At 36.8% G+C, this 12502-nt stretch carries 10 protein-coding genes; 2 read left to right on the top strand and 8 right to left on the bottom strand.

The genetic code is table 11. The annotated features are described in order from the left end of the window. Positions 1 to 145: 145 nt before the first annotated feature. The 6 genes from H1P_RS24115 to H1P_RS24090 all read right to left on the bottom strand — a co-directional run bounded on the left by H1P_RS24115 (position 146) and on the right by H1P_RS24090 (position 9451). Entirely contained in the window at positions 146 to 637 is a 492-nt protein-coding gene (locus H1P_RS24115) for a chemotaxis protein CheW (RefSeq protein ID WP_144872137.1), read from the bottom strand. 6 nt (positions 638 to 643) lie between these two features. Further along, entirely contained in the window at positions 644 to 3865 is a 3222-nt protein-coding gene (locus H1P_RS24110) for a hybrid sensor histidine kinase/response regulator (RefSeq protein ID WP_144872135.1), read from the bottom strand. Positions 3866 to 3992: 127 nt separating this feature from the next. After that, entirely contained in the window at positions 3993 to 7250 is a 3258-nt protein-coding gene (locus H1P_RS24105; RefSeq protein WP_144872132.1) for a GAF domain-containing protein, read from the bottom strand. Between the two features lie 52 nt (positions 7251 to 7302). Next, the gene (locus H1P_RS24100; RefSeq protein ID WP_186376115.1) at positions 7303 to 7863 is read right to left on the bottom strand and encodes a chemotaxis protein CheW; all 561 of its coding nucleotides are present in this window, start codon (positions 7861 to 7863) and stop codon (positions 7303 to 7305) included. A gap of 10 nt (positions 7864 to 7873) precedes the next feature. After that, complete coding sequence (locus tag H1P_RS24095; protein ID WP_144872128.1) at positions 7874 to 8233, bottom strand: response regulator; 360 nt, start codon at positions 8231 to 8233, stop codon at positions 7874 to 7876. 3 nt (positions 8234 to 8236) lie between these two features. Next, entirely contained in the window at positions 8237 to 9451 is a 1215-nt protein-coding gene (locus H1P_RS24090) for a response regulator (protein ID WP_144872126.1), read from the bottom strand. A 357-nt stretch (positions 9452 to 9808) separates the two neighbouring features. On the opposite strand from H1P_RS24090, the gene H1P_RS24085 reads away from it, so the two are divergent. Further along, on the top strand, positions 9809 to 10285 hold the full coding sequence (locus H1P_RS24085; RefSeq protein ID WP_144872124.1) for a DM13 domain-containing protein: 477 nt from the start codon (positions 9809 to 9811) through the stop codon (positions 10283 to 10285). 129 nt (positions 10286 to 10414) lie between these two features. Beyond that, on the top strand, positions 10415 to 10873 hold the full coding sequence (locus H1P_RS24080) for an ABA4-like family protein (protein ID WP_144872122.1): 459 nt from the start codon (positions 10415 to 10417) through the stop codon (positions 10871 to 10873). 109 nt (positions 10874 to 10982) lie between these two features. Here the strand turns inward: H1P_RS24080 and H1P_RS24075 are convergent, their stop codons facing one another. After that, entirely contained in the window at positions 10983 to 11327 is a 345-nt protein-coding gene (locus H1P_RS24075) for a DUF6717 family protein (protein WP_144872120.1), read from the bottom strand. Between the two features lie 87 nt (positions 11328 to 11414). Continuing rightward, positions 11415 to 12014, bottom strand: a complete 600-nt coding sequence (locus H1P_RS24070) for a CDP-alcohol phosphatidyltransferase family protein (protein WP_144872118.1) — start codon at positions 12012 to 12014, stop codon at positions 11415 to 11417. Positions 12015 to 12502 lie beyond the last annotated feature (488 nt).

Raw genomic sequence — 12502 nt, 5'->3', positions numbered from 1 at the left:
CTAATTCTTCTTTATTACTAGGATTACATAACTTAATTGATAGCATTAATCAATTTCCCACACTGCTTCTTTCTGGATAAATCACCTTATTTCGTAATCTTTTAATTCGGAAAGTGACAGAAGAGGGATAACCACTATTTGTGGCTTAATTCCAGTTTCCTAACAGCAATATTTTCAAAACTTTTTCTGATTCTTGTTGGGGTAAGATAGCCATTTTACTAATTACGCTGAGATCGGCAACTTGACGATAAGATGCAGAAATAGAACGAATATTTTCTAAAGGAATATCCAAAAGTATCGGAGAACTATTGCTTAAAAAACCACATAATTCGGCGGATTGGGTTTGAGTCAAAATTAAGAAGCGATGAGATGAAGTTTCCGCAGTTTCAAATTCCGACTCACCATCCTGTAGTTTTTGCGCTAAATCGATAACTGTAATAGTTTGTCGATCCCATTCTACCAAGCCCAAGCAATCTTTGAGCGGAGCATCAAGAGGAGGACAGATGATAATTCTCAGAACCGCTTCTATTGGAAGAGCAAACCAATAGTTTAGTACCTTGAAAGCAACAGCTTTGGAGGTATTTTGAGTAACATTCTTGCTACTAGATAATTGTGGAATAGAGATAGTATTAAGCATAGAATTTTAAAGAGAAATTAATTCAGAAACTAAGTATAAAAGTTCCTTTTCTTTGGCTGGTTTTGTCAAATATCCTTTAGCTCCTAAAGATAAAGCAAGTTGACGATGTTTTTGTCCGCTACGAGTAGTAACCATCGCAATAGGAATTTGAGAAAATTGAGCATCATTTTGGCAATAACTCAAGAGTTCAAAGCCATTTATTACTGGCATTTCAACATCAGAAATAATTAAATTAATCTCAGAATTTTGCTCTAAAGCAGCAATCGCTTCTTGACCATTAGCAGCTTGAATAATTTCATAACTACCCTTTTCTAAAATCATCACTAAGCTTTGTCTTTGAACTATGGAATCTTCTACTACAAGAATGGTTGGCTTACGAAAAGAAATCGCTTTAGTATTGGAAGCGATCGCAATTTCTGTTAGACTAGATTGAGATAATTCAAAAGATGGAGTAGCTGTTTCACTAGATTTTCGACTAGATTGACTATGAGTTTGAGCTACTAATTCTACGGGGTTAATTACTAAGGAAAGATTACCATCCCCTAACACACTATAACCTTGGATATAGCTGGGTAATATAACTAAACTATTTAAAGATTTAATAACTAATTCTTGTTCAATTAAGATTCTGTCTACTTGTAAACAGAGTTTTTTGTCTTCTGCTTCTATTAAAAGTAAAGACTTGTTGGGGTTTTTATCTTTTTTGGCAACTAAGGTTTCTAAAAGAGAGCTTTTACGAGCAATAATTGGATAAGGATAATCAACCAAATCTTCTATAGGACATATGGGAATTAATTTAGTAATGCCTCCTTGTTGTTCGCGCCACAAAAATTTATTGCTATCTCCCGTAATAGATGGTTGCGGTTGAAGTTGTTCGGGACTAGAAGCAATAATTCTCTCAATTTCCGTTGATAAAATACCGTAAATAATTCCTTGAGATTCACATAAAAGTAATCTGGCTGTTGTGAGATTGAGGGGTAGTTGTAGAGTAAAAGTAGTTCCTTCACCTAAATTAGAACGAACGGAAATTGTACCATCCAGGCTGGTAATTTGACTCTTAACTACATTTAAACCCACTCCACGACCAGATAAATCGGTAACTTCTGAAGCTGTAGAAAATCCTGGTTGAAATAAGAAGTCTATAATTTCTGAGTTAGAAATACTATCTAGTTGAGAGGGTTCGAGAAAATTTTTTTCAATTGCTTTGATTAATACTTTTTCGAGATCGATCCCTTTACCGTCGTCTTTAATTTCGATAATAGTACGGTTACCTCGATTATAAGCTCGAATAGTGATTTTTCCTGCTTCTGACTTACCTTGCTGTAGTCGCACTTCAGGAGTTTCTAAGCCATGATCGTAAGCATTGCGAATCAAGTGTAGTAAAGGTTCATAGAGTTTTTCAGCGATCGCTTTGTCAATACTAACTTCTCCCCCAATAGTCTTTAATTTGGCGGGTTTTTGGTGGCTAGCTACCATTTGTTGAAGATGGCGGGGAAAGCGATTGAGTACGGTGTTTAAAGGCAACATCCTCGCTTGTAAAAGTTCTTTTTGGGCGCGGTCTAACAGTTGTTTGCGCTTACTAACATGGAGGTAAGATTGTTGTAAAATGCGGTCTATGGCTTCAATTTTGTTTCCCAACTGGGTCATTTTTTCCGTAACGGTTTGTAGCCTGAGATCGAGATCGCTGTAAACCTCCATCTCTAGAGCATCAAACTCAGTTACAGAATTGTGTTTTTTTTGTCTGATGAGGCTAGAAAAATTAAGCGTATTTCTGGGAGTTGCGGTTAAACTGGGAACTGTTTCTTTAGCTGCTACTGATTGGTGATGACGAAGTTTTCTTTGTTGACGTTTGTAGTCACGTTTTTGTTGTTCTGACCAATCTCCCAGGCGAGATAATTCTTGCTGACAACGACGAAATTCTTGGAAAGTTTCTTTAACGAATAGTTGCAGTTGTTCTTGTTGCAGGTTTTGTTGATTTTCTTTGATAAATAGTTCCCCAACAGTATGATTTAGTTGGTCTAACTGCTCTATTGCTACCTTAATACTAGGAAGTATTGCATTAGAAGTTTTTTGAGAAGTAGATGATGTGATATCTGAAGCATCTTGACCATCAGAATCCACCACAGGAATACTTAAAACCGCAATGGATTGTAAAATTTCGTCTACAGGAGATTTTGCAGGAAGGCTTTGAGTTGCATTGAGTTGAATATCAGTTACTTTTGATTCTAAAGTAGCAACCTCTTCGATAATCGCTGCTTCTGGCTCTGTTTCCTCCACAAAAGTCTCTGTATCTACTTCTGATGAGAATTCTTGGGCGACTGTTTTAGAAATAGTTGTCAATGCGTTGGAATCTACAGCAAAAGCCATAGTCATCTCAGAACCATCATCTATGGGTTCAAAGAAGAAAGAATCATCAAACATTTCTGCTTCAGGATTGATAGAAGTTGCTGTTACCCAGTTTTGTAATTCAGCAGAAACCTCTCCTCCTTTTTGGCGATCGCCATCCAAAATATCAGCCCTTGCTTGATGGAAATTTGCCAAAGCTTCTACCGCAATTTCTAAAACATGATCGGGATTTTGTTCGATAGCTGTGATAGTTGTTTCGGCAATTTCAGTCAATCCTGGTAACTCATAGGAAGCACCCAAATCGGCGAAAAACTCAGTTTGCGATCGTAGAACTTCTTCAATTTCTTCCAGGTTTTGACTGACAATCACCTCTTCCAGCAATTCTAAATCTTGAACCACACTTTCCGCAAAAATTGACCCCACCACATCAAAGCCTAACTCTTCTGAAGTGGGAAGTTCGGCTTCTCGTCCAAAGAAATCTCCTAACTTCTCTTGTAGTTGAGCAAAAACCTCTGCTGTGTGTTCTAAAATTGTATTCTCGTCATAAGGAATGTCGGAAAGAGTCGCGCTTAAAGGTTCGCGCAAACAATCATAACCTTCTAGCAATAAAGCACCCAGTTCGGTATCGATAGCTAATTCTTCAGGATAAAGAGCCTCAAACACATCTTCTAGGTGATGGGCGATGGTTTGAATTGTCCCTTGCTCCACACTAGCAGCACTTCCTTTAAGAGTATGTGCGCTTCGCATCAAAGTATGAACTTTCTCTACCGTTTTTTCTTCAATCAGACTCAGTAGAGTTTCTTCAATGATTTGTAATAACTCTGGTGCTTCCCCCAGAAAATATTGATATAGTTCCCCTTGGGAATCTGATTCGATACTCATAACAATTGTTTATAGAGATTACTTTTAAGTAGCAAGTTCTTTTCAAGGATGAATGATGAACGATGAACGATAAAGTAAGAAATTGTATTTACTCCATCCCTCATTCCCGATCCTTCATCCTTGATTGCTAGTCAACTTTAAAACGACTGACACTGGTTTGTAATTCTTCAGAGGTAGTTAATAACTCTTGGAAAGATTGCGAAATCTGCGTAGAGTTGGCAAAGGTTTTATTTGCCAAAGTGGAAACATCAGTCATCGCTTCAGTCAAGGTTTGCGACTGTTTATTTTGAATTTTGGTAGCTTCGGTGATACCTGCAACCAAACCGCTAATTTCATTAGTTACAGCCACAATTTCACTCAAGCTTTGGCGAGTTTCATCAACCAATTCTGAACCTTGAACAACTTGAGCAATACCCACTTCCATCACTGCGGTAACTTCGCCGATCTCGGTTTGAATTTCCGCTACCAGTCTTTCAATTTCGGTAGTGGCGTTAGCTGATTGATAAGCGAGGGTACGAACTTCATCGGCTACCACTGCAAAGCCTTTACCGTATTCTCCTGCGCGAGTTGCTTCAATAGCTGCATTAAGAGAGAGCAAATTGGTTTGAGTGGCAAAATTATCAATCAGGTTAACTACTTTAGAAATCTTTTGGGAAGCTTCACCCAAACGCTTAACTTTCTTGGCTGTTTCCGATACTGTATCTCGTACTTCTAAAATACTATCTACAGTTTGTTCCATCAAAGAATCGCCGTTTTGGACTGTTCGGTTGGCTTCTCGAACTGCTTGACCTACTTTTTCGGCGTTCATGGTCACTTCTTCAGTACATTGAATCATTAACTGTAACTCAGAAAGAGCAGTTCCTAAGCGGTCAACCTGTTGTTGTGCTTGGTCGGATAACTCAGTTACAGAAGAGGTGTTATTACCAGAGGTATCACTAACTTTAGTGGCAGAGATTTGTACTTGTCGGACTAACTCCCGCAGACTTTGAATAGTAGTATTGTAACCATCAGCGATCGTGCCAATTTCGTCTTCTGAGAGGGGAGCGCGTACGGTTAAATCTCCTTGGAAAGAAGGCTGTAAGGCTCGTAATACTCTCAATGCACCTTGCTGTAGCTGTTCCCTTTTAGCTCTTTCTCGATCTGCTGCTGTGGTTAATTCTTGTTCTTGAGTGCGTAGCTTGGTTACATATTCTGTTAACTGTAAGATAATGCCAATCTGTGTACTAACCTGCTCAATAATTGCTGTTTCCGAAGTTTTCCACTCACGGGGAGCATCGTTTTGATAAACCCCTAGTAAACCCCATAGTTTATCTTCTAGAAAAATAGGAGCAATGACATAAGCTTTCGTTTCCCATTTTTCTAACAATTCGAGATGACGGGGAGAACGATCAGCTCGATCGATATTATTAACTGCTAAACTTTCTCCTTGAACGTAATAGCTTCCTTGATTTTTTTGAAAATAGGTTCGATCGACCTGGGCTAAATCTGTACCTACAACAGCATTCCACTTTGCATCCACAGATTCAATTTTAAATTCTCCACCACCGTCAGTATGAAACTGACAAATACCTACTCGATCTGCTTTGAGTACTTGACGTAGTTCTTCAATTGTAGAATTTAAAAGGCTATCTACATCAAAACTGGTTCTCGATAAACCAGCCAAACGACTCACTAATTGACCAGAAAAATTAATAATAGCTGATTCTCTGACGTTTTTTTCTTTTAATTCTTCTATATACTCAATTTGCTCCATGGCAATACCAATTTGCAAACCGATTTGTCTTAATGCAGCAGTTTCTTCTAGTTGCCATTTGTGAGAGCCTTGGTTATGGTAAGCTCCCACTAATCCCCATAATTTCTTGTTTGCGCCAAAAATAGGTGCTATTGCATAAGCTCTGGCTTCAAACTGTTCTAATAGTTCTAGGTGACAGTCTTGATGTCCAATGGTATAAATATCTTCAACAGCAAAGCATTCTCCGTGTTTGTAACGTCCCCCTTGAGTTTCTTGCAAATAGGTATCTTGCACTACCAGCATGGTGTCAATCAGTTTTGACCAACCCCCAGCTACAGATTCGGCAATAAATTTACCACTCCAATCTGGCTCAAAGCGATAGATAGCTAGGCGATCTACTTCCATGAGTTTTCGCCCTTCTTGGGTAGCAATTTGCCAGATAGTTTCTTTCTTTTCACTAGAGCGAATCCGCTCTAACATTTTGGTTAAACCTTTTTCTAGTTCAATAGTTTTGTTTTTCTGCTGTAACTGGAATTGAGTATTACGCATTGCAGCAGTTTGTTGAACTGGGGAACTCAGGTTATGGGCATATTCTTGTAGTAATCTTACTTCTGACTCTTGCCAATTACGAGGATGAGAATGTTGGAAAACGCTCAGAAGACCAATTAATTGTTGATTATGAACGATGGGTACGGTAATGTATGCCTCTACTTCTAATGCGTCTAACTGTTCTTGGAAACACAAACTGAGCTTTTTAGTTGCTACATCATCTACTGCATAGTAAGGCTGATAGTGATCGGGTAAGAAGTAGTCTTTTTCAAGGGTAGAACCAGCAGGTTTCCATTGACCATCAATGACTTCGGCTAAAACTTTACCGCTACCGTCAGGATGATAGCCATAAACTAAAGTTCGCTCTACTTTTAAGCTGTTACTAATTAGTTGTAGTCTTTCTGTGATTGATTTTTGGATATCTTGGTTAACTTTATTTGCCAGATCGGATTGCTGTCCGAAAGCCAGAAAAGGACGAGCCGTTTGCAAAGCTAAAGTCAATTCTACTGTAATACGATCTAAAAGATTGATTTCATCCTCTTGCCACTGTCTAGAGGATTCTTGCTGCACCACTAATAAGCCCCATACAGAGCTAGCAGAGTTAGTATTAGACAAAATTGGCATTGCCAAAGAAGCCTGGGCTATTAGCTTGTCCGCCGACTCAAAGTCTTGGTTCGGTTCTCGCTCGACAATTACAAAACCTTGTTTTCTATAATGACTAGCTGTTGCTTGACCAAAATAATCACAAGAAACTATCTCGTTAATAATGCTTGCTTCTTCCGATGTCACAGCTTCAGCGATCGCAATTCCTTGAGTATCATTATGAAATTGATAGACAAAAACGCGAGTGGCTTTTAACTCTTGACGCACCATCGCTACTACTCGATCAAGTAACTTAGCAAAGTTTGTCTCTTGACGCATACGCTGAATAAATTTCCAGGTACGAGTTCGTTCTTGTTTATATAAACTAGTTTTAATTCTTTGCACTAAATCACTACTATTAGGCTTAGTTTCAGGGGTAATTTCGGGTTCAGGAATATTATTGTCAACTAAATTTTGATAATTATCCATAATAGGCATAAAAGAAAAATTATTAGAATTCATAGTTATTCAAAACAATTAATAGTAATTATTGTGGGCAATATAAGAGCCAAAATTAACTCTGTAAAAGATAGAATAAACTTTTAATATCCAGCAGCATAGAAGGTTTCCCGTTAAGGTCGAGAAAATAGCCTTGAAAAAGCGATCTCGCCGTTGGCGAGGCGCGGTGCGATCGCTTTTTGGCTGTAGTATTAATTTCTGCTACAGGTAAACAGTGTTGCGGATCGTAAATTTCAATCCCCTTAACCCTTTCTACCAATAGTCCAATAGTCTGATTTTCAATGGTGATTAACATCGCCATTCCCAATTGGCTGATAGATTCCCGCCGATACCAATTAGGTGCGCCTACAAGTTGGGCTAAATCTAAAATCCAAATTGCTTCACCTTGCCAATTAGTAATACCTAACCAATATTCGGCAACTTGGGGTACGGGTAAAATGTCTGTCAAGGCAATTTCAATTGTTCCTTGTAAATCACCTAAAGACACTAAGCCATTAATTTCTTCTTTCAAAGAAAATTGTAAAAATCTTTCTCCCTGTTGTTGTCTTTGGCGGTCTGGCTTTAACAACAAAAGATCGCTTTCTAAGAAAGAAATGTTACTGATAGTTTCTTTCACAATTACTTAATTAAAGATATTTATTAACTGTTAACACTAACTGATTTTCATCAATTGGTTTAGAAATATAAGCATCTGCTCCACTCATTTCACCCCAAGTTTTATCAATTTCAGTATTTTTAGTAGAGCAAATAACGATGGGAATTTCTTTGGTTTTAGGATTATTTTTTAACTGACGACAAAGCTCAAAACCACTCTGTCCAGGTAAAATAACATCTAAGACAATTAAGCTTGGTTGTTGTTGTTTTAATCTCAGTTGTGCTTCTTCTCCGCTACCAACTCGAAAAACCATTAAACCTTCTTTTTCTAAACAACGAGTTATTTGCTCTGCTTGGATTTCGCTATCTTCCACTAATAAGATTTTACTCATAATTTATTGATTAACTGTTAAATATTTTTCTAACATTTTAAGTAAGGATAACTTATCTACGGGCTTAGCCATAAAATCAGTAGAACCAACCATTTTAGCTCGCATACGATCTATTAAACCGTCTTTTCCTGTCAAAATTATAATAGGAACATCTTTTAATCTAGGGGTTTTTCTTAGTTGTGCGCAAAGCTCATAACCATTGATTACGGGCATCATTAAATCTAAAAAGATTAAGTTGGGCTTTTTTCTTAATAGGGTGGGAATGACTTTAATTGGCTCTTGAATTTCCAAAAAATCATAATTTTGTTCTAAGACAATATCTTTAACTACTTTACAAATTAAAGGACTATCATCTACACAAACAACTAAAGGGGATTTATTAGCTTTAGTTTTATGATATTTTGGGGGAGTTTTCTTACTAGGGGCTTTAGCACTAGCAATAGGTTTACTTGGATTGGAATCAATTACGGTCGAAGTTTTATTTTTAGTCCGAGGAACTTTTGAGAAAGTAACTGCTTCTAAATCAAACAAAGAAAGTACAAAACGAGTAACATCTAAAACACCAATTTTATTTTTAGCAGCAATTTTTCTTAATGTTTGATTGCCATCCATAGACCTAACAATTTTTTGTTCGACATCACTTTTAATAACTGATTTTAAAAGAGTTACTTGTTTAATTGTCGGATATAAATTAGGAGAATATTTAGAGAACCCCGCAGTTTCCCACTCATCCCATTGTTGTTTAGCTTCAGTCAGAATTGCATCAACATTTAAGAAAGGAAGCAAGAGTAATAAATTATCGTTTTGTTCTTCAGAAACTTTGTTACAAGATAAATTATCATTATTAGTTTCCCCATATTGAATTGCATCAAATAAAACTTCAATAGCGATACTTTCCATCAAGCTCGCCATTTGGCTTCTTTGAATTAAACCTTGTCCTTGTAAATCAACTAGAACTTTTTGCTCTCGATAGGGCTGATGTTCTAAAGGAATTTGCTGGAGTTGTGTGGGGGTGATTTTAGGGCAAAATATAGCCAAATGTCTTTGTAGACGTTCATTAGGATTGACCCCTCCTGTTACCCAACTCAAACGCCCTAAACGAAAATAAAGTTTCCATTTTAAAAAATCACCAGCTTTAATGACGAGGCTTCCTCGGAAAACCTTATCAATAAGCTGCAAAGATTCTGCGATTGCTTCTTCTGACTTCAGTGTTTTCATCCTTTCTATAATTGCCCTCCCTTCTAACGAAGAAGTCAGAGATTACTCCGCCGTACAACGACGAAGCCTGCTCTGACCGTTGGTCAACTCAACGGCTCTTCATCTAGACTTGATAATTGCCCTCTTGTTTTAAGATTCCCGAAAAAGCTTAAAATTAACCATTAAAATGAAAATTGTTGAAAAGTTTCATTGGTTATTGGTTGTCGCTTGTTAATAGTCACTAGTTGATTGCCTTCTCTGCTTTCTGAATAAGATTAAGTATTTTCCCAGAAAAATCTCAGATAATAATCATGGTGGATTTAGATTGGGTTTTTATCTTAATTAATAGTTCAATCAATCACTAGGAAATTTAAAGTAATGAAACTTCTACATTTATCCGCTATTAGTTTGACCTCTGCCTTATTATTGACTACAGTAAGCAGTGCTATCTTCACTCCTCAAGTTAAAGCAAATTCTGTCTCACAATTGACTCAATTAGTCGCAAACAAAGAAGCTACAGCTAATGTAATTGCTCAGGGTGATTTTGTCACAGTGGAACAAGATCATCCCACTGAAGGCAAAGCAAAAATAATTGAGGAGAATGGGCAAAGATATTTAGCATTTGATGCTGATTTTACAACTGCTGAAGGCCCAGCTGTCAAAGTATTGTTACACCGTAGTAATTCTGTCTCTGTTAATCTCAACGAGGAAGACTATATTACCATTGCTCCTTTACAAAGTTTTGATGGTACACAGAAATATTTAATTCCTGATGGTGTTGATTTAGATGAGTATCAATCTGTTGCTATCTGGTGTGAGCAGTTTAATGTCACCTTTGGTTATGCTGCACTGTAATTTGTAACTGGACAATTCGCTTTTGGATTGAAAAATACTTTTGTACTTTTGTTCTGTAATTTTCTTCAAAGGCGATCGCTCTTTTTTGTTACAATCATTGTAAAGTAACCTATTAGTTCTTTACCTGTGATGACGATTACTCAGCTATTCGATATTGCCAATCTTTTTGTTCTTCCTTTCTGGGCTTTGATGATTTTACTTCCAAAGTGGGGAATTACCAAAAAAATAATGGAATCTTTTTTACCATTTGTCGCCCTAGCAGGTTTGTATATCTATCTTTTTTCAGGGACAATTACTCCTGAATCGGCTCAGGCTTTATCCAATCCTCAGTTAGCGGATATCGCTCAATTTTTTTCCATTGAAAGAATCGCAGCTACAGGATGGATTCATTTTCTAGCCTTTGATTTGTTTGTCGGTCGCTGGATTTATTGGGAAGGACAAAAAACTGGAGTTTGGACATTCCACTCTTTAATTTTATGTCTCTTTGCTGGACCAGTGGGATTGCTATCTCACATCATCACCGCTTGGATTACAGAGCGATTTTTATCAACTTCAGAAGAGAGAGAAACTTCCCTTACAGAAGCATGATTTTGATATTTCAAGTTTTTTTTAGTTAACCAAGAAACACAGAAAGTTTTTAAGATGTCCTAGCCTATTAACGTACTGTTATATTAAACGTTTTTTTAGGTGGGACTACTTATTTATTTTCTGTTTTACAGTAAATTTTTTCTGGTGTTTCGCCAAAGTAACGAAACATAGCAGGACATAACCAACCTTCTAAATTATATTTTTTCCAGCTATACCAATTACCTCCATACTCTTCTCTAAGATAAATTAATTCTGCTTGATAGCCAGGAAAAGGAGATAGAGAAAATAGCATTTTAAAGCCTTTATCGGCATCAGTAATATTTTGGGTCATGATATCGATCATTTCAGGAATACCGCAGACAAAAGGTTCTTTTTCTAGCCCGACTCTTTCATCATCAAATACCCATGTATCTTCATAAAGATAGGGAAAAATTGCCATAATATGATTAGTCATTTTATTTTAAATCTTAAGTTATTAGGGCGTGCAACAAAGATTTTGCTGTGCAATATCGCGCTTAATTTAATAAACCCATCATGCATCTTATTCTGAGAGTGATTTGATTTTAGTTATCTCAGTTTGCCGTAAATTAATTGCGTGAAAGATGCTTAAAAGATCGCATTGCCATTCGGGTAATAATAGTGTCATTATAATCTCCTCAATACTGTTTATTAAACATAGTAAAATAGCCAGCCAGAGAGTTTTTGTGTAGTCAAAGCCAAATAATGCCACTGTAGCAATGAGTAAGGTTATACCCCATATTTTTGCCGTGTAAGTATGGAAACTAGGAAATTTTTTAAACTTAATTAAGCTGACTGTAAATAATGTCAGTTGAGCTAAGATTGCCAAGAATAAAGGAATTTGAAAGTCTAGAACTGTTTGAGGGTAAATTAACCAAACACTAATAGCAACACATAGGTATAAACAAATATCTGCCCAACTATCAGCCTGACGCAATTTAACTGTACTAACTTTTAAGCGACGAGCAATAATACCATCAAAAATGTCCGAAATTACCGCAATAATATAACCAACTATAAACCAAATAGTAGTTTGACCATCGAGGGCATCTAAAACAAGTAAAGGAGAGATTGCAAAACGAAGTCCTACTAAAATACTAGGAATTTTAGTTAGTTGAATCATTTTAGCTAAAAATATTCTAGGACAGATATATTGTATTAATATAGTTTACATTTGGGTATGTAGCGATCGCATTAACTAAAATTAACTTGATATCATGTAACAGTCGATCTTCTACGCTTAGTTTTGGTTATCCCCCTCGGACGTGAAGCTAATCCTTTAGGGCTGTTTTGATTTGGGTAATTCTTATTTTAGTACCTCCACCATTTCTTGAAATAATTGTGGCTTTACTCCACACAGACGTTTGAATTCTTTTTCCTGGAGATTTTTAAATTTGTTTGTAGGTCATTGACTTCTTCATCTCTCTAACCTACTTTTCTCATTTTCTTCCTATTAATGCAGGGGTCTAGTCATATTCAACTAACGGTACTTAAACAAAAATCAAGCCCAAATAAACCCTAAACTCGCTTTGTAAGCGACAAAAACGTCTAGATTATGATTGAGCCACTGAACAAAACGATAAGACATGGCTGTACGAAATGCTTCCAATG

The organism is Hyella patelloides LEGE 07179 (assembly GCF_900659865.1).
GTDB classification, from domain to species: Bacteria; Cyanobacteriota; Cyanobacteriia; order Cyanobacteriales; family Xenococcaceae; genus Hyella; species Hyella patelloides.
The sequence above is the reverse complement of the archived record's forward strand: the minus strand, read 5'-3'. Positions and strand labels throughout refer to the sequence as shown.

Bases quoted from the DNA above. Each gene is read 5' to 3' on its own strand.
- H1P_RS24110 (WP_144872135.1), bottom strand. From the start codon at position 3,865: ATGAGTATCGAATCAGATTCCCAAGGGGAACTATATCAATATTTTCTG.
- H1P_RS24115 (WP_144872137.1), bottom strand. From the start codon at position 637: ATGCTTAATACTATCTCTATTCCACAATTATCTAGTAGCAAGAATGTT.
- H1P_RS24090 (WP_144872126.1), bottom strand. From the start codon at position 9,451: ATGAAAACACTGAAGTCAGAAGAAGCAATCGCAGAATCTTTGCAGCTT.
- H1P_RS24085 (WP_144872124.1), top strand. From the start codon at position 9,809: ATGAAACTTCTACATTTATCCGCTATTAGTTTGACCTCTGCCTTATTA.
- H1P_RS24080 (WP_144872122.1), top strand. From the start codon at position 10,415: ATGACGATTACTCAGCTATTCGATATTGCCAATCTTTTTGTTCTTCCT.
- H1P_RS24070 (WP_144872118.1), bottom strand. From the start codon at position 12,014: ATGATTCAACTAACTAAAATTCCTAGTATTTTAGTAGGACTTCGTTTT.
- H1P_RS24075 (WP_144872120.1), bottom strand. From the start codon at position 11,327: ATGACTAATCATATTATGGCAATTTTTCCCTATCTTTATGAAGATACA.
- H1P_RS24105 (WP_144872132.1), bottom strand. From the start codon at position 7,250: ATGAATTCTAATAATTTTTCTTTTATGCCTATTATGGATAATTATCAA.
- H1P_RS24095 (WP_144872128.1), bottom strand. From the start codon at position 8,233: ATGAGTAAAATCTTATTAGTGGAAGATAGCGAAATCCAAGCAGAGCAA.